Raw genomic sequence first — 19141 nt, 5'->3', positions numbered from 1 at the left:
ATATTAGTAATAAAATAAATAGCAATATCTTGAAAAATCAAATACTTCAAAAAATCTGGGATAGAATAGAATTAGAAAAAAAAGATTCACAATTATCTTACTTTAATAGTTTAATGTATTTAGGAGAAGTAGTCACGAAGACTACTTGTTTATTTATGCTTTCTGGTCTTGGAGAATCTCAAAAAAATTATAAATATACTCAGTTCTATAAATTGGTTCGTGCAAACGGTATAGGTGAATGGAGTAGTAGCCTTGATGAGCTTTTAACTGGTCCCTCGTCTCAAGAAATGAAAATTGAATACAATATTTATTCTAAAGAACTGAATGACAAAACCTCAAAAAATGATTGGCAAAATATTGCCGTAACAGCTCTATTGAAATGCTTGAAGACTATCGATCAAAGTCCTGAAGTTAGGGTGAATAAAATACAGTTAAAAACATGGTTTGGATATTTTGCTTACCTAAGAAACAAGACAAGAGGTCACGGAGCTATTACAATTGAGTTAGCTGAAGAATTGAATAAAAGCTTAGCAACTTCTATTAAAATTATTTGCGAACAATTTTCACCCTTTAAACTGCAATGGGCATTTTTAAGTCAAAATCTTTCTGGAAAATATAAAGTGTCAGGGATATCCGAACATATTGATAATTTTGCATATTTGACAAGTACTGCTGGTAGCAAAAGTAGCTTAGAAACCGGAATTTATACTTTTATAAATGAACCCATAAAAATTGAGCTTATTTTTACGGATAATGAACTAAATGAATTCTTCTTTCCAAATGGATCTTTTAGACGAGATTCATTTGAAACATTATCCTATTCTACGGGAACAAAAATCGTTCAGGATGGTAAGAAGTATTTGACACCTCCAGGTTCTTTACCTAAAAGCGAAACTACAGGTTCCGAGGAATTGAGAATAGTCGAAAATTGCTTCACCAATATACCAGAAAATCAGGCTGTTTACATTATGCGTTCATCACTAGAAAATGAACTACAAGATGTTTTAAAAAATGAAAGACATCCAATCATTACACTTATTGGACGTGGAGGTATTGGAAAAACAACATTAGCGATCAAAGTGTTAAGAGACTTTTGTTCAAAAAATAGATTTGAAAATATATTTTGGTTTAGCTCAAGAGATATAGATTTAATGTCTTTAGGAGCTAAACGAGTGCAACCAGATATTTTGGACATTACAGATGTAGTCAATGTATTTAACAAATTAATTGGCCCTCAAGACCCCAAACTTAAACAAGACGAAAGATTTGATTTATTTAAGCAAAGTTTACAGGACAAATCGGCAAGCTCTCTGTTTGTATTTGACAATTTTGAAACTGTAGTAGATCAATTAACAATGTTTAATTGGCTAGATACTCATATTCGATTACCGAATAAGGTTCTAATTACCTCTAGAATGAATGAATTTAAAGCTGATTATCCGATAAGTGTTGGAGGTATGGAATACTGTGAGTTTAAAGAGTTAATCACAAATGTTAGCGAGGAGCTTCATATTAATGAGCTTATTACTTCAAGATACATAGATCAACTTTTTGAAGAGTCTTCTGGTCATCCCTACGTTGCGAAAATTTTACTGGGACAAGTTGCGAATGAAGGAAAACTTGGAGATATCAAACGAATTATGGCCGATCAAGAAAATTTGCTTCAAGCACTTTTTGAAAGAACATACAAGCAACTATCTGCTGCTGCCAAAAGGGTGTTTTTAACATTAGGCTCTTGGCGAAGTTCAATCCCTAGAATTGCAATCGAAGCCGTTTTAAAATCAACAATTGATGAAAAAATTGATGTTGAGCTTGCAATTGATGAACTATATAAATTCTCACTCATAGACAAGATGACAACTCAGAAGAAAGATATAATTCTAAGTTTACCAATTAGCGCACAACTATTCGCCGAAAAGAAATTAAAAACAGACATTCATCAGTTCGCTATAAAAAAAGACGCTGGAATTCTAATGAAATTGGGTGTCGGAAGAAACACAGAATTGAAAAATGGTATTAATGATAGAATTTCAAAGTTTTTCCAAGAAGTTGCTAAGGAAGTCTCATCAGAAACAGAACAAATTGATAAATTTATTCCGATTATGGAATATATCTCTCTTAAAAGGCCAAAAACCTATCTTTTATATTCGACGCTGCTAGAGGAGTTCGATTTTATAGATGAAGCCATTGAAGCTTGTAACAAATATATTGTAGCAGTAGAAGATAGTCAGTCGATAATTGCTTGGAAAAGATTAATCAAGTTATATAAGCATAAAGAGGACTTTGTAGCAGAAATCAATTCGATGATAAATCTTTGTAATGTACAACAATCATCAATTATTGAGTTAAGTAATTTACTTAAAAGATATTCTCATCTTCTTAGATTAAAAGTTCTTCGAATTAATGAACATCGAAAAACCCTATCGGATGCTATTATAGAACTGGCAACTAAGACCTCAAATTTTGAGGCAATTAATTATGATGATAAAAGTAATTTAGGTTGGATATATCTACATAATAATCAAAAAGAATATGCAGCTTCAATAGCAAGAGATATATTAAGGGATATACCTGATCATCACGAGGCCGAAAAGATAATGGCAAAGCTTGATTTAAAATTTATTGAATAGTTAGCTTTAATTGAATATAATAAATTGTTTTTACAAATTATTAAAAAAGCGAATATTAAAAAAGGTCTTTAGAAGAATTTAATACAGAGTGTATTAATATTGAAATCAACAATTAATGTTAGGAAATAGTAAATTATGGCATTTAATCCAAAATCAGAATACATAATCACGTCGAAAGATATTAGTATCAAAGATTTTTTTGATTATAAGGAAGATTACGTCACGCGCCCACCTTATCAACGTAAAGTTGTTTGGAATCGCAAAAAAAAGCAAGCTTTAATGGATAGCTTATTTCGTCGATATTATATACCTAAACTGGTAATTCGTGAAGTAAGATTAGATGAAAATAATACAGTATATGAAATTGTCGATGGTCAACAACGTATTACGTCAGTACAAGATTTTTTTGATAATAAATATAAGTTACCTAAAAGTTTATCAGATTTAAGCGATGATTTAGCAAATAAATTTTATGATGATCTAAGCACCGATGTTAGGAAGTTTATCGATAAATCATTAAAATATCAAGCTGATGTAATAAAGGATATTGATGAACCACAAAATGTTGAACATCAGATTATTGCTACTGAAATATTTTGGCGTTTGCAGCAAGGAGAAACTTTAAATTATATGGAAGTTGCTCACGCTCAACTTTCCAGTTTGAGTAGAAATTTTATAGTAAAATATGCCGATGACCTAACTTTTGATTATGATAATTATGAGCCGATTGACAGCAATCCTGATAAAATGCCGTTCTTTAATTTATTGAATGTAGATAATCATAGAATGAAGCACTTACAGTTTATGGCTAGGTTTTTACTCATTGAAAAAAACAGAGGATATGCCGAATTGAGCGATAAAAAAATAACCGAGTTTATTGAAAGTGAAAAAATAGCTGATGGTATTGGAAACTATACCTATGAAAATAATTTAGAGGCAATAGAAGTTAGAAAAAATCTTAAAATATTTTACGGTATTTTCAAAGGAGACCCTATGCTGGATGAATCAAACGGAATTAAAGAGTTGTCGGTAGAATATTTTATCATTTCAGTGTATATGCTAATTCGCCACTTAAGAATGCATTATGTACTAGATGATTCTACAGAAATAAACATTAAAAATTTTATATATGTCTTTCATAAACGATGGAAAACATATGAAGATTCAGAAGATACTGATATGTTAACCTTTAGCAATCGAAGACAACAAGGAGAGCATGATTTAGAGGTTAGGGACAGAATAATACGTCAACTCTTTTTTGAATATTTGAGAGATAATAACTTTCAGTTGAAAGAAAAGGATGAAAAAAGAGCGTTTTCTGAGTTACAAAGGATTATAATTTATCGTAGCGATAAAGGCTTGTGTCAGCAATGTTTACGAGAAGGAAAACCAGAAAAAGAAGCAAGAGTTAGCTGGTCAAAATATCAAGCAGATCACGTTATTCCTCATTCTAAAGGTGGTAAAACAACTTTAGATAATGGAGAATTATTATGTTCACATCATAACCAATCTAAAGGAGCTAAAATGAGTTAAACCCTAACAGGGATACCTGAACAACTTTTTTTCCTCTAAAGAAATAACTCAAAACTTTAAAGCGCAAATAAGCCAAAGAAAATAGGAAATTGATTAAACGGTTTATGAGCTTTATGGGTTAACGGAAGAGGATATCGCTATAGTGGAAGCTTCTTAAGTTCTTATTTTACACATTAACAGTTAATTTATTAAAGAAATGCAGTACTCTTCATTTGAAAAAGGAGAATTATTTGAAAATTTTGTAGTCGATAAATTATTTAAAGCTAGTGAATATGACTTAATACATAGAACCAATAGCTTCAATCAGAATGAATCGAGATATGCAGAAAACACGTTAAAACCAGATTTTAAATTCCGATGTAAAACAACGCAACAAGAATTTTATGTGGAAGCGAAATTTCGTTCAGGCTTTAATTCTAAAGAAATGATTGAAGCAATAAGCTACAATCAAATAGAACGTTTTAAAACTTTTCAAAAGAAAGAGAAAATACCTATTTATATTGTGATTGGTTATGGTGGCATTCCTAATAATCCTGAATCTCTAAGCCTAATACCATTAGATGATTTAAGCTATTTAGAGCTATATGTTTCATTCTTAAGACGTTTTAAAATCGATAAGGGGCTTGTTAAAAGTAATCTATTAAATCTTCCGAAAAAGCAACACAAGGAAGAATCTAAAACTTCTTTAGAAGACGACCAGATTAAAGAAAAGGTAACGGGTTTTAACAAAGGTTCGTTGTTTAATTTTAAAAATAAGAAAGTGCTACTTGCATCTGGTATTGGTTTGTTATTGATGGTATTCTTATTTTTTAATACTTTCATAACTTCTACAGAGGATACCTTAAAACAAAAAACAACTGAGTATTACAACACAATTGAATCTGGAAATATTAATGCTTTAGAAAACTATATAGAGCCTAATGTAGTTAAGTGGTATAGCAAATCTAATATGAGTTTTGCCGATATTAAAAAAGATACAAAAGCTTACGTGAAACGTCATCCAGCAACTAAGGTCGAAATTCAATGGGACACTTTTAACGTTAATCCATTAAACAATGATTATGCTGTAACCTACAATATGGTTTACAAACTACTAAAAGAAAATAGAGGCAAGGACATCATTTACCACTTAAAAATACACGCTATCTGGAGTGAAGATTTAAAAATTAAAAGTCTTTATGAAGAGAGAATATAGAAGGCAGGGGTAAATTTTGAATGAACCTAGAGTTAATGAATACACTCAACTCAAATAACCTAAACATAAAAGGAAATCGACCAGTTGGTTTATGAGCTGTATGAGTTGAGGAAGGACGAGATCAAGGCTGTAGAGAATAGTTGATTGACCGAAAGCATATAAGAGATTAAAGACAAAGTAAAAATTTTAGAGTCTATTATTTTAGATAAGAACTATCAAAAATAAGTTTATTGTTGAAAGGAAATATATATCAAAGTAATGCTATATAGCTATATATCGTAACCTTACATAAAAAAATCCAACAGCACAGTTAGCACAAAGATTATAGGTATGAGTAAAGAACCAGTATCAGCAAGTGGAGAAAGAGCAGCAATAGGAGGCTATTTGCCTCAATTTGATGAATTCGCTTGGTTTGTCTATTTGAATCTAATAAATAAAAAGCTTGAATGGATACGAATAGCAGACCCCAAGGCTCAAAAACTAGATGACATACAATATTCCACCCATTCAGAAATTCATGCATACCAAGTAAAATGGACTATCGCAGATGCGAATATATCATTTGCAAATTTTACGGAGTTGTTACCTCTTATCACCTCTAGTTGGAAGAGTTTAAAAACAGCTAATCCTAGCAAAAAAATACTTCCTCACTTAATCACTAACAAACCTATTTCCTCTCATGACAGCTTGAAGGAGGGCAGTACTAAAATCGGTTCATTTAAGGATTTCGTATCTGAAGTCTGGACAAAGATAAAATCAAATCAATCGATTGACGATAAATGGAAGCCTGTTCTTGAAGCAATCAAGAAGACTTCAAATCTCAATGATTCCGAATTTGAGGAATTTATCGTCTGTTTTGATTTTCAACCTGATTATAAACAAAAACAGTTTAGTGTAGGAAATATTAAATATTCCATAGAAGACGAAGACCTTCAACAGATCAGCCGATTTATAGTTGAAAAAGTTGCCAGCCCAGAAAGAGTCGTTGAATTTACTCGCCAAGAAATTATTAAAGAATTAGGTTGGTCTGACAGATTTAAAACAATTTTTAACCACGAGTTAATAGTTGATAGACAAAGATACCAACCGATTCAATCAACAATTGACTTATTAAATTCAAAGTTAGAAGATCATAAAAATGGATACCTGTTTTTACTGGGAGGCCCAGGTTCCGGCAAATCTACTTTATTGAATCAATGGTCGAAAGGTCTAAAAACACGAGTAATAAGGTACTACGCCTTTGATTTCGTTAATCCTTCCTCACACTTGAACTTTTATGAAAGAGGAAATGCTACACATCTTTTTTTCGATTTGGTTTTTCAACTGAAGGAAGCTGGGATATATAAAAGAGACATACTTCCGTATAAAGACTTACTTTTTTTAAAGGATGTATTCAATGAGCAATTGAGATCAATTGGAGAGGATTTTGTTACAAATGGCCAACCGACCATAATATTGATTGATGGTCTAGATCATGTTCCTAGGGAATACAAATCAATAACAAATAGCTTCCTAAGAGAACTTCCCTTACCATCTACTCTACCTGATGGGATCTTCATTATTTTAGGTAGCCAATCCTATGAACTTGAAGACATCCAACAGGAAATTAAAACAGAATTCCAAAATGGAAATAGAACTATTCAAATTGATTCACTTAAAAAGAAGGAAGTATACAAGTACATTGATAATCTCGATTTTTCATTTCAACTTACTGGTTCTCAAAAGTTACAAGTATTTGAAAAATCACAAGGACACCCGTTATACCTGTCTTATTTAGTTGGAAAAATCAATAAGGCAGATTCGATTGACGATACAATCGAATCTTTTGATGCTATTGATGGTAGTATTGATACTTATTACAAGAAAATATGGGAGCCTATTCAGAAAGAAGATAGCCAAATTCAATTCTTAGGTTTAATTACCAGAATTAATGGTTCGATTAATCTTCAGTTCATTCAGGAATGGGATTTCCAACTTAGTGTACTAAAGTCGTTTCGTGAAAAGGCTAGGTTTCTGTTTAATGAAACTGAAAAAACTTTGTCTTTCTTTCATAATTCGTTTAAGCAATTCCTTCTTCATCATACCGCCTTAAATTATTTAACAGGAGAGTATGACTCAACAGGTAATATCAAATATCATAATCAGCTGGCTGATTATTACGTAAAGTCAGAGATTGAAAAATCTTGGAAACAGAATCATCATCTATTTCAAGCACAGCAATATGATAGGTTTGTTTCAGTTGTTACACCAGATAGCTTTACGGAACAATTACTTAACTTCCGACCAGTAGAAGAGATTAAGCAAGATGCAAAATTTGGTGTTGAAATAGCTAGACATAATAGGGATATCAATACTCTGGTAAGATATCTGTTCTCATTGGCAGAAATTGATAGAAGGTTATTCAATATTGATCCTGCGTCATTAACAGAAGAACTCTTATTCTTAAATAAATTTGACTTAGCTAGAGATTATCTAAGAACTGGTAATATTTTACATTGTAACGAATCGTACGCATTCAAAGCATGTCGCTTGTTTATTGAATATGGACACAAATCTGAGGGAAAAACCTTATACAATTTGGCCTATCCAGAAATTATTACAGATTCAGGGGTACTCATTGATGATTCTCAGAGATACGAAGAAATAAGAGACTCTTTAGAAGAATGGGTTTATACATCTCCTCTTTTTGAAGAAACTGATAATATTTTATCAATAATTGATAAAATTCAATTCTTAGGCAGTATTCGAGAAAACAGGTTTAAAGAAAAAGAATCTGATTTACAGCTAAGGCTGCTTTCAAATCTCGGTTATAGTTTAGTTGATCAAAATAAGTGGGATGATTTTAATAAAGTCACAGAAAAAATTGATCCCACGTCTGCAAAGGGAAGGAATTCTCTTTTCCAACTAACAAGATACGCTATCGAGCAATGTCTTGACTTAAAAGATAAAAGTCGAGCGAATGAATATTTGTCATTGTTAACAACTCATTTCACTAAAGAGAAGACAAAACCCATTGGTAAAATATTCATTGCAGATTTAGTTTATAAAGTCACCTGTGACATAAATGAAACATATAGTTGGATTAAGGAAGTGGAACAACCATCTAATGTGGCTAAAGACCAGTTGGGATATGGTGATTCGTTTGACGCCTTCCTGCCATTAATCAAACTTAACAAGTTACTTAACCTATGTGGAAAAGGAGTGTCCATTACATCTGCAATTCCAACTGTTACGAAAGGCACTGATGAAGAAGTTTTAGTAGATTTTGAACGAATGTTATGTATTACAACTCAAATTCTAGCGGAAGGGATTCTTGAAACACCAGTGGTTGATAACCCGATTAAAAGAATATATCCAATAGTTCGGTTTTACTACAAAGAAATATCTCACCACAATAGTTATTGGTATAAACTGAAACAGGTAAAAGAACAATATTTTGGTTATTTGATATCGGCAGTATCTGAATTGGACTCTGAAAAACTAGAATCATTAGGAGATTATTTATTTAGGGAGTTTCAAAATTCTCCGAAATATTGGAGTACAAGTATCCAACGGAAAATCATTAAATCTCTCTTGAATAATGGGTTTGATGTCGAAAAAGCAGTTATACAGTTGAGATCTTTGGAGAATTCCATGTTGGATGATCATGATATTAATGGACGCATAAACGAATGTCGGGCTCACTCAAAAGTGTTTTTTATTTTAGACGAGTTAGAGGAAACTGAAAAATGGCTCAAACAGGCAATTCAAGAATCCATAGGAGTAGGTTATAAAAAAGATTATCAATTTAGTACATGGATTGAATGGTTAAGAAAAATAAACCATAAAGACCCGTCAAGAGCTTCTGAAAGAACAAAGTGGTTCTTATCTCATTTAAACCACATTAAAGAAACCACGGAAGGAAGGGCTTATTGGAAAGCTTCTGAAGAATTATTGGCAGTTACGTTTGCACATAATTTGAATGATGGTCTTGAACAGACCATCTGGCAATTAGAAAATGATTTGATTGATTTTAAAGATACCATTACTCTTTTTATCAAACATTTCGTTATACGGACAAAATGTGAAGAAGAGTTCAAAAATATTGTTCAATTATATAGTACTCTATATCTGCTTCTTGCTGAATCTGCGGATTCTTCACTGCTCAAGTCTATCCTAGAAAAAGGATATGAAATTTTCAAAGAAGGTTTTTTAATAGAGCACGCTCAAGGCATAATTTCGGCAATAGAAATTAAGGCTTACGAAGAAACCAGACATTACTTACTATCTGAAATTGATGACTTCTATAAATCAAAAGGGCTAAAAACAAAAGACTATTATTCATCGTTTAATATACCTGTAAATAATGAAAGGAATAGTTCGTCAAGCTCTTCAAATACATTAACTTTAAAGATTGATCATGAAAAGGTTGAGGAAGACGAAGTGCTAGAACGTGTTACAAATTTTGATGATTTCAAGAAAATCATTCAAGAAGAAGATCAGGCAAATTCATTTTTTAAATGGTCAAAGGTTATTGAAAAAATAACTCCTTTATTATCTTTAAGTCAAATTGAAGAAGTTGCCAAACTAGCTAGAATTGGAAGAAGAGAATCGGATTTCTATGCTAAATTAAGTGAGGCTGCCTGGGAGCTAGAAAGCACTAAATTGGCAACTAGTTTAGCCAATAAAAGTATTGAGCTATCAAGCGAATCAGGGTGGGTTAAATATTATGATGGAGGAACAAGAATTAATGCGTTTAATGCACTAAAACGAATCAATCCCACAATCTCATCTAATAAGGCATTTGAAGTATTTGCTCATGACATAGTAAGTAGCAATTATCCGAGTTCGTATATTGAACACCTTGACGACATCATTCCTCTTCTAAAGGAAGATTATGTTGAAGAAGAGGTTTGGCCTGAAATATTTGGTTATCTGGAAAGACTAATGACGAATAGCAAACCAGTTGAGAATTTACCTATTCTTCCTTCATTAGATCGACCAATCATGGAAACGTTAGTCGATTACTTGGTGTATTTATCAGATAGCCCTGTCTCGCTAGTAAAGGAACAATCCTTAATGCTATTGGCAAAATATATAAATCAAGACGATGACTATGCTTTTAATCAATTGTTAAATAGAAGTTTAGATGATTACGCATGTGTGGATGTGGTAATGAAATTATCTGCATTCGATCTTCCAAAAGTTCACTCGCTTAAATTAAAGCTCAATAACTTAGCTCTATCAAATGATTATCAATTAAGAAAAAATGCAATAAATATACTTTCCTCTATAGGTGAAGAAATTCCAACTCCAAAAAGCATCCAATTACCTAAAGTATATTCTTTACATATTCCGAAAAGCGAGAAACCAAATTTTAAAAAAGAGATTGACCCTTATTTTCCAGAAGTTGATATTAATGACCCTCGAGAACTGATAAGACCATTTGAATTTTTGATCAAAATTTTATCAGAGGAGTCTGGAATTGATGAATTTAATCTTATTTATAGAGCTTACTCAATCATGAAAGAAATTGGTCGAGAAGAGGAATGGACAGTAGAATATGAAAAAAAGATAAAAAATCATTTAGGAGAAATTTACTTAGAATATCCTTACCATAACAATATACCAAGACTAATAGCCTCTCGCAGAGCCATAATGCACGTCACAAATGAATTAATAGATTCGAGAAGAATTGATGATGGAAGAATTAAGAATCTTTTTATATCACGTGATTATACTGTTCAATTTTTCGATGAAATAGCAAAACCCGAGTTTATTCAAACGCTTAAAGAAAGAGATTTTGGAGGAGTTGGCAATGATTGGTTAGATCGAATAGGAGAATCAGAAAGGTTAAGTGAATCACTTTTAGACTATCAGGATGACTTCAAGATGATAGGTGAATACAGCCAAATAAGGAACTTGGACTGGGGTGCGCCGACTGAAGAATATATGTATCAAATTGGTGTTGATGAAAATTTGGCTAAAGAGGATAATTACATTTTTGGCTCTGTATTTCATCAATTAAGCAATAAATATCATGACTTGAGATGTGGTGGACATTTTATTATTATAATCAGGGATCATAGATTTGATCAATTTGATTTAAAATCTAAATGGATTGCTATTAATCCTGTTTTGGCAAGATATCTAGGCTGGGAGCCTGAACCGACCAAACTATTTGCTTGGAAAAACTCTGAAGGTGAATTAATGGCAAAATCTATTTATTGGTCAAATGGAAATACTAGCATGGTACCACGTAAAGATGGAGAAGTCGGAGAAGGATGGTTTGTTATAGTTTCAAAAGATGGATTAGAGCAGATTAAATCGGTTGAGAAGAATTTGTTTCTTCAAAAGAAAATAACCCGATCAAAATATGAGAATTCTGCTATTACGACTAATCATATAATTAATACGATAAAAATTAAAGAATGAATTATAACGCCTCAAACTTAACTTTTCCATAACTTTTTGACTTGATCCCTTTTTTCTTTCTTGTTGGAAAATTTGATAAAAAAACACCCAATTCAAGTGGAATTGGGTGTAAATTTGGGTGTCAACCTCGTAACTAACTGAATATCCGTTGACATCGCGGAGAAAGAGGGATTCGAACCCCCGGAGGTGTGACCCTCAACAGTTTTCAAGACTGCCGCATTCGACCGCTCTGCCATTTCTCCTTGAGCGCCTCATCAGGTATTCCCTGAATGCGGTTGCAAATATAAGCCCTTTTTTCAATTCCCAAAAAATAAATCGACTTTTTTTTAAGTATTTTCAGACTTCCAAATTATGAATTATTTAATATCTTGTGCCACTCATATTTAAGTTAAAAAAAATGCATAAAATTTTATTAGTTGCCGCGCTTGGAACTATGTTTTCCTGTAGCGTACAAAAAGACCAATCTCTTAGTGAAGCTAATGTAGAAACTTATGGTAACACCATTACTTCCGCCGAATTAAAAGAACACCTCTATACTTTTGCTTCAGATGAATACCAAGGAAGAGACACTGGAGAACCCGGACAAAAAATGGCTGCGGAATATTTGAAGAAAGAATATCAAAAATTAAATATTGCTTCTCCTTTGGGAGACAGTTACTACCAACACATTCCGTCAAGCTTTTTTAACGATAAATTTAAAGCTTCAGAAAATGTGGTGGCTTTTATTGAAGGAAGTGAATTTCCTGAAGAAATTGTAGTTATTTCTGCGCATTACGATCACGTTGGAATGAGCGATGGTGAAATCTATAACGGAGCAGATGATGATGGTTCTGGAACGGTTTCTATGCTAGAAATGGCAGAAGCTTTCAAAAAAGCGGCAGAAGATGGTTTTTCTCCGAGAAGATCTATTCTATTTTTGCACGTAACCGGAGAGGAAAAAGGTTTATTAGGTTCTAAGTATTATACTGAAAATCCTATTTTTCCGCTAGAAAATACCGTAACCAATTTAAATACGGATATGATTGGTCGAATAGATCCAGCGCACGAAGGAAAAGCAGATTATGTGTACCTAATTGGAAGTGATAAGTTAAGTACCGATTTACACAAGGTTTCCGAAGAAATGAATAGTAAATATGTTAACTTAGACCTAGATTACACCTATAATGATGAAAATGACCCAAATCGTTTTTACTATAGAAGTGATCATTACAACTTTGCAAAACACAATATTCCAGTAATATTTTACTTTAATGGAACTCACGCAGATTACCATAAACCTACCGATACTGCAGATAAAATTGAATATGATTTATTAGAAAAAAGAACCAAGTTGATATTTTATACCGCTTGGGAGGTTGCTAATAGAGATGAAAGATTGGTGGTAGATAAAGCTGAATAAGCTTAAATTTCCTTCTATTGAAACAAAAAAGCAGCTCCAAGGAGCTGCTTTTTTTATGTTTTTATAAAAATAAATTTAAATTCTTATCTTACTAATGTTGTCTATGTAAAAGGAAAGTAAATAAGCATTTTAAATATATAAAAATCAAAAATAGACACTTCGTTTTTCCGAAAATAATATTATCGATAAAGAGAAAATATCTTTAATTTAAACCACTACTGTTTATCCATTAGTTACAATTAAATCTTGGTTCTAGTTTCTAACAGCTAAGTGGTCTTGGTTCTTTATTTTATTATTTATAAGAAGCTGTAATTTTCCCTAATTTCTGCGGTACTTGTCCGTTAGCAAATTCGACAGTTAATTTCCCATCTTTCATCGTTAAGTTACCTTTATCTACTTTAAAGTAACCCGCACTTCCTTTGCAATAGCAAAATCTTCCGTAAAGAAAATTCACATCTTTAAGCTCCATATCTTGAAGATTCATTTCCTTGGTTCCGTTTTTTACTTCAAAGTAAACCTCTTCTCGATAATGACCGTCCATTAACTCTTTATCGGTATCTTCATTGTAACTAAATTTTACCGTATTGGTATGCAAATCATCTACAAACTCTGGGTACAGCATTTCTGCAGTGTCTATTTTAAAATCCATTTTCGTGTTGGGCATCACTTCCAAATTGCAATCTCCTGCAGGTAGACAACCCGATTCTAAAGTGATTGAACTTATATTTTTTGACATTTCTTGTTTCTCATCGGGAGATAAAGTATTGGACGATTTCTCATCGCTAGTCGATTTTGTGCTATCACAAGAAAACATTAGTATTACTAAACTTAAGGCAAAAAAGCTCTTCATAAATTAATTTTTTAGTTCGTTTAAGTTAAAGGTAAATTTTTTAGCATTTAAATTCGAACAAAAATGAAAACAATAACTTTTGTTTAACTTATCTTGCTTTTGTTTAAACAAAATATAGCCTAATTTAGCTTTTATGAAATTATACAGACTTCACGAAAAGCAACGCCTCCCTATTACAAGACAAAGAGCCTGGGAGTTTTTATCAAATCCCGCTAACTTAAAAGAGATTACGCCAAATTATATGAGTTTTGATATTCTCACTGGAGGAGACCGACCTATGTATGCGGGACAAATTATACAATATATTGTTACCCCTATCGCAGGAATTAAAACCAAATGGGTAACCGAAATTACCCACGTCAAAGAAGGAGAATATTTTGTAGACGAACAAAGATTTGGCCCTTATGCACTTTGGCACCACAAGCATTTTATTAACGAGATTGAAGGTGGTGTAGAAATGGAAGATATTATTGATTACAAACTTCCTCTCGGTGTCTTAGGTCAACTTGGACATCCCATTTTAGTGAAGCCGAAACTTAAAGAAATTTTTAACTACAGAAAGAATAAGCTGAACCAACTTTTTGGAACAATATAAAATTATAACTATGAAAAATATATTACTCATTGGCGGTAGCCACGGAATTGGATTAGAAATCGTAAAGCAACTACATAATGATGCAAATGTGATGGTGGCTTCAAGAACTAAGGATAATTTAAGTGATTTAGAGGTAACACATTATGAATTTGATGCATTTAAAGATAATCTAGAAGATTTAGATTTGCCTGAAGTATTAGACGGATTCATTTACTGCCCTGGTACAATTAACCTAAAGCCTTTTAAAATGCTAAAGGAAAAAGATTTTGAGGAAGATTTACAAAAAAACTTTATGAGTTTAGTAAATTGCACTAAAGTGGTTTTGCCTCTATTAAAAAAATCTGAGCAAGCGAGTATCGTTTACTTTAGTACGGTTGCCGTACAAGTAGGAATGCCATTTCATACCAGTGTGGCAGCATCAAAAGGAGCTATTGAAGGTTTTGCAAAAGCATTGGCGGCAGAGTATGCGCCAACCGTAAGAGTAAATGTTATCGCTCCCTCGCTCACCAATACCAACTTGGCCAAAAATATTTTAAGTAGCGATAAAAAGATGGAAATGATGAATGAGGTACATCCGCTTAAACGTGTTGGAGAAGCTACAGATATTGCCAATGCGGCTACTTACCTCCTCTCTGAAAAAAGCAGTTGGATGACAGGACAAGTAATTCATTTAGATGGCGGAATGTCTACCTTAAAAATATAAATATGGCAAAAGAGAAAGTATCGTTATTTTGGTTCAGGAGAGATTTAAGACTTGATGATAATTTAGGTTTTTGGGAAGCATTAAAAGGAGAGCATCCTGTGCTACCTATTTTTATTTTTGATGAAGAAATCTTATCTGCGTTACCTAAAGAGGATGCTCGTGTAACTTATATTTTTGAACGCTTGCAAGAGATGAGAAAAGAGCTACAAGATGATCATGCTAGCTCTTTAGCCATTTATCACGGCCAACCTCAAAAAATCTTTCAGCAACTTCTAAAAGATTATGACATTCAGGCGCTATTTACCAATACAGATTATGAGCCTTATGCCAAAGAACGGGATGAAAAAATTCAGCAGTTATTAGAAAAAGAAGAAATCGAATTCTTTTCTTTTAAAGACCAAGTCATTTTTGAAAAAAGTGAAGTGGTTAAAGATGATGGCGAACCATATTTGGTTTACACGCCATTTATGAGAAAATGGAAAAAAGCGTTTAAAGATCATGAGCTTCAAATTTATTACACCAACGATTATCTTTCTAATCTCATAAAAAATACACGATTACCCAACCTTAGCTTAAGCGATATAGGGTTTAAGAAATCATCTATTTCATTTCCAGAATATGACATCACGCCCATTACTATTGAAGAATACGAGGATCACAGAAATTTACCAGCCAAAGATGCGACAAGTCATCTAAGTCCGTATTTGCGTTTTGGGAGTGTTAGTGTAAGAAAAGTTTTAAAGAAGGCGCTTCACGCGGAAAACGAAACTTTTTGGAACGAACTTATTTGGCGCGAGTTTTTTATGCAAATTCTTTACCATTATCCCGAAACTGTTACAGATGCGTTTAAAGCTAAATACGATAAAATTAAATGGCGAAATAACAAGGATGAATTTGAATTATGGAAAGAAGGTAAGACGGGTTATCCTATGGTAGATGCAGGGATGCGAGAACTTAACACTACAGGTTTAATGCACAACCGCGTGCGTATGGTGGTAGGAAGCTTTTTATGCAAGCATTTACTGATTGATTGGCGCTGGGGTGAAGCTTATTTCGCTGAAAAATTATTGGATTATGAAATGTCTTCTAACGTAGGAAACTGGCAATGGGTAGCTGGATCTGGCGTTGACGCATCGCCTTACTTCAGGATTTTTAATCCGCAGTCTCAATTAGAGAAGTTTGATAAAGACGAAAAATACATCAGAAAATGGATTCCTGAATATGATACCGATGAATATCCAGAGCGTATGGTGAATCATAAAGAAGCCAGAGAACGTTGTTTAGAAGTATATAAGGCGGCGGTTAAGAAATAAGTTTATCAGTTTTCTTGCTCATTTAAAATGCGCCTGGCTTTTTCTAAATCTTCAGGCGTATCTATCCCTACTCCCATCGCTTCACTTTCAACCATTTTAATATTTTTGCCGTATTCTAAATAGCGAATACACTCAATTTTTTCTGAAGCCTCTAAAGTAAGCATTGGTAATTGATGAAAATCTAAAATGGCTTGCTTTCTAAAAGCATAAATACCAATGTGTTTATAATAAGTAACGTCTACGTCTTTATCGCGGTGGTAAGGAATGGGAGATCTAGAAAAGTATAAGGCAAAATTATTCTGATTCACAATTACCTTTACATGGTTAGGGTTTTCAACATCCTCTTTTCCGTAAAGCGGCGTCATCAAAGAAGCAAGGTCTATGTGGTGCGCATCGCTGCCATAAAAAACCTTCAATACTTTCTCTAAACTCGTTCTAGAAGTAAAAGGTTCATCGCCTTGCACATTCACCACAATATCAATATCCATATCCTTTACGGCTTCAGCAATACGATCGCTACCACATTCGTGATTGGTTTTGCTTAAAATCACTTTTCCGCCATGTGCATGGATTTCATCATAAATAATCTGACTGTCGGTCACCACAAAAACATCATCAAAAAGTTCGGTTTTTATAGTAGATTCGTAGGTTCTTCTTATGACTGTTTTTCCGTTAAGGTCTTGCATTAATTTGCCAGGAAACCGGGTTGCCGCATAGCGCGCGGGAATCATAGCGATTACTTTTAGTTTTTCTTTGCTCACTAGGTTGGTTTTTCGTTTTTCGTTTTTAGTTTTTAGTTTTTGGTTTGTCGTTTTTGGTTAAAAATAGCATTTTTTAAGTCCTTCTCTTCAGGAAGTTTAATCCCCTTTGTGATCGTTAGAATTGAATAATATAATAACTTATTGCGAACTAATTCTAAGGCTTCAACTGGGCGGCTATTTCCATAGAAAAGAAAATATATAATTTAAAATTATCAACGTGTTTCTTAATTACAGCCTTTTTTATTCAAAAAATTACAGCCTTTTTGTTCAAAAATAAGATTTTTTTACTTCCGCTAAAGTATTTCACTATCGTCTTCAAAAAAATCATCTTTGAACCCTATGAGATATAATTTTTCTTTGGCTCGTGTACAAGCGGTATATAACCAACGCAAATAATCTTCAGTAATTCCATCTTTTAAATACGGTTGCTCTACAAAAACGGTGTTCCATTGTCCCCCTTGAGATTTATGACAAGTCATCGCATAGCTAAATTTTATCTGTAACGCATTAAAATACTTGTTGCTTTTCACCTTCAAGAATTTCTTGTATTTAGAGGTTTCATCAGCATAATCTTTCATCACCTCTTGGTACAATTTATTAGACTCTTCATAAGGTAACGATGGAGTATTAGAAGTTAGCGTATCGAGCATAACCACGGTTTCAAAAGGTTTCATTTTGGGATAATCTACCATTTGCACTTTTACTTCGGCAAACCGAAATCCGTAAAGTTCTACAATTTCAAAAATTTCGAGAATTTCTACAATATCACCATTAGCAATAAAACTAGCTTCGCTGCTACTTTTAATCCAAAAGTAGTTATTCTTTACTACCATTAAAAAATCTCCTGCTGCAATTTCGCTTTCGCGGAATAAAATACGGGATCTAATTTGCTCGTTGTAAATATTGGCTCTTTTATTAGACATCACCACAATCGCCGTTTCTTCGTGTCCTTGTGAACTGTAGGCATCGTTAATGGCATCCATGATTTCGTAGCCATCAATCAAGCGAATAAAATCTCCGCCTGTGTTTTTAAATTTAAATGTATCATAAAAACTTCCTTTAATGGTATCCCGAAGCAAGGTGGCATTTTCTAGAATTCCGCTTTCTAATTGCTGTCGCATTACTTCCGTCAATTCTATTTGATCTACTTTTTTATCGTAGCTAAGCGAAAGCTTTTCTGGGTCTAACGCCGGACTCAAACTGTGATGTACTGGCGGTAACTGTGCAGTATCTCCTATAAAAATCAATTTACAATTTTTTCCAGAATACACATATTGTATTAAATCATCTAATAGGGAACCATCGGTAAATAATTTTTTATCTGCGGTAGAATCTGAAATCATGGAAGCTTCATCTACAATAAAGATGGTATTTTTATGCTTATTGGGTTGTAACGTAAATTCAATACTTCCTCCTCCACTACTCTTCTTCGGAAAATATATTTTTTTATGAATTGTAAATGCTTGATTTCCTGAATAATTGCTCATCACTTTGGCAGCCCGACCTGTTGGTGCAATCAAAACGGGACTTTTCTTAATTTTCCAAAGGTTTTTTACAATCGTTCCAATAATTGTCGTTTTCCCTGTACCTGCATATCCCTTTAAAATAAACAAATGATCTTGTTCTTCTTCCGTTAAGAAAATAGAGAGTTTTTGGAGGGCGATATCTTGATGTACGGTAGGTTGATAGGAAAATTCTTTGATCAATAAACGGTACAATTCTTGTGAAGTCATAGCTTAGAAATATAA

The 19141-nt window shown here is 33.0% G+C and carries 11 protein-coding genes and 1 tRNA gene; 8 read left to right on the top strand and 4 right to left on the bottom strand.

Translation table 11 applies throughout. From position 1 onward, the window contains the following. Nucleotides 1-29 precede the first annotated feature (29 nt). From RLT85_RS11065 to RLT85_RS11050, 4 genes are all read left to right on the top strand, one after another. Complete coding sequence (locus RLT85_RS11065) at nt 30-2630, top strand: NB-ARC domain-containing protein (protein ID WP_311402104.1); 2601 nt, start codon at nt 30-32, stop codon at nt 2628-2630. 135 nt (nt 2631-2765) lie between these two features. Further along, nucleotides 2766-4163, top strand: coding sequence for an HNH endonuclease family protein (locus tag RLT85_RS11060; RefSeq protein WP_311402103.1), 1398 nt, complete (start codon nt 2766-2768; stop codon nt 4161-4163). 196 nt (nt 4164-4359) lie between these two features. After that, entirely contained in the window at nt 4360-5358 is a 999-nt protein-coding gene (locus tag RLT85_RS11055) for a hypothetical protein (RefSeq protein ID WP_311402102.1), read from the top strand. Nucleotides 5359-5688: 330 nt separating this feature from the next. Continuing rightward, complete coding sequence (locus tag RLT85_RS11050) at nt 5689-11772, top strand: NACHT domain-containing protein (RefSeq protein WP_311402101.1); 6084 nt, start codon at nt 5689-5691, stop codon at nt 11770-11772. 157 nt (nt 11773-11929) lie between these two features. On the opposite strand, the gene RLT85_RS11045 is transcribed toward RLT85_RS11050, so the two are convergent. Further along, nucleotides 11930-12014 (bottom strand) — tRNA-Ser (locus RLT85_RS11045). Between the two features lie 155 nt (nt 12015-12169). Here RLT85_RS11045 and RLT85_RS11040 point away from each other — a divergent pair. Further along, a complete protein-coding gene (locus RLT85_RS11040; RefSeq protein ID WP_311402100.1) occupies nt 12170-13171 on the top strand; it encodes a M28 family metallopeptidase in 1002 nt (333 codons plus the stop codon). Between the two features lie 292 nt (nt 13172-13463). On the opposite strand, the gene RLT85_RS11035 is transcribed toward RLT85_RS11040, so the two are convergent. Then, nucleotides 13464-14021 (bottom strand): hypothetical protein, encoded by a 558-nt coding sequence (locus RLT85_RS11035; RefSeq protein WP_311402099.1) that lies wholly within the window; start codon nt 14019-14021, stop codon nt 13464-13466. Between the two features lie 133 nt (nt 14022-14154). On the opposite strand from RLT85_RS11035, the gene RLT85_RS11030 reads away from it, so the two are divergent. The 3 genes from RLT85_RS11030 to RLT85_RS11020 are packed head-to-tail and all read left to right on the top strand — an operon-like array spanning nt 14155 to nt 16632. Next, the gene (locus RLT85_RS11030) at nt 14155-14616 is read left to right on the top strand and encodes an SRPBCC family protein (protein WP_311402098.1); all 462 of its coding nucleotides are present in this window, start codon (nt 14155-14157) and stop codon (nt 14614-14616) included. A 10-nt stretch (nt 14617-14626) separates the two neighbouring features. Continuing rightward, nucleotides 14627-15319, top strand: a complete 693-nt coding sequence (locus RLT85_RS11025; RefSeq protein WP_311402097.1) for an SDR family NAD(P)-dependent oxidoreductase — start codon at nt 14627-14629, stop codon at nt 15317-15319. A gap of 2 nt (nt 15320-15321) precedes the next feature. After that, nucleotides 15322-16632, top strand: a complete 1311-nt coding sequence (locus RLT85_RS11020; protein WP_311402096.1) for a cryptochrome/photolyase family protein — start codon at nt 15322-15324, stop codon at nt 16630-16632. A 5-nt stretch (nt 16633-16637) separates the two neighbouring features. Here the strand turns inward: RLT85_RS11020 and kdsB are convergent, their stop codons facing one another. Both kdsB and RLT85_RS11010 read right to left on the bottom strand, forming a co-directional pair. Beyond that, nucleotides 16638-17363, bottom strand: coding sequence for a 3-deoxy-manno-octulosonate cytidylyltransferase (gene kdsB / locus RLT85_RS11015; protein WP_311402148.1), 726 nt, complete (start codon nt 17361-17363; stop codon nt 16638-16640). A gap of 323 nt (nt 17364-17686) precedes the next feature. After that, on the bottom strand, nt 17687-19126 hold the full coding sequence (locus RLT85_RS11010; RefSeq protein WP_311402095.1) for an ATP-dependent DNA helicase: 1440 nt from the start codon (nt 19124-19126) through the stop codon (nt 17687-17689). Nucleotides 19127-19141: the final 15 nt, after the last annotated feature.

This window comes from Mesonia ostreae (assembly GCF_031845265.1).
Taxonomy (GTDB): domain Bacteria; phylum Bacteroidota; class Bacteroidia; order Flavobacteriales; family Flavobacteriaceae; genus Mesonia; species Mesonia ostreae.
Note: the sequence above shows the minus strand (reverse complement) of the source record. Positions and strands in the feature narration are given on the sequence as shown.

Excerpts from the sequence above, each read along its gene's own strand:
- RLT85_RS11060 (WP_311402103.1), top strand. The coding sequence starts at position 2,766 with ATGGCATTTAATCCAAAATCAGAATACATAATCACGTCGAAAGATATT.
- RLT85_RS11055 (WP_311402102.1), top strand. The coding sequence starts at position 4,360 with ATGCAGTACTCTTCATTTGAAAAAGGAGAATTATTTGAAAATTTTGTA.
- RLT85_RS11050 (WP_311402101.1), top strand. The coding sequence starts at position 5,689 with ATGAGTAAAGAACCAGTATCAGCAAGTGGAGAAAGAGCAGCAATAGGA.
- RLT85_RS11040 (WP_311402100.1), top strand. The coding sequence starts at position 12,170 with ATGCATAAAATTTTATTAGTTGCCGCGCTTGGAACTATGTTTTCCTGT.
- RLT85_RS11035 (WP_311402099.1), bottom strand. The coding sequence starts at position 14,021 with ATGAAGAGCTTTTTTGCCTTAAGTTTAGTAATACTAATGTTTTCTTGT.
- RLT85_RS11030 (WP_311402098.1), top strand. The coding sequence starts at position 14,155 with ATGAAATTATACAGACTTCACGAAAAGCAACGCCTCCCTATTACAAGA.
- RLT85_RS11025 (WP_311402097.1), top strand. The coding sequence starts at position 14,627 with ATGAAAAATATATTACTCATTGGCGGTAGCCACGGAATTGGATTAGAA.
- RLT85_RS11020 (WP_311402096.1), top strand. The coding sequence starts at position 15,322 with ATGGCAAAAGAGAAAGTATCGTTATTTTGGTTCAGGAGAGATTTAAGA.
- kdsB (WP_311402148.1), bottom strand. The coding sequence starts at position 17,363 with ATGATTCCCGCGCGCTATGCGGCAACCCGGTTTCCTGGCAAATTAATG.
- RLT85_RS11010 (WP_311402095.1), bottom strand. The coding sequence starts at position 19,126 with ATGACTTCACAAGAATTGTACCGTTTATTGATCAAAGAATTTTCCTAT.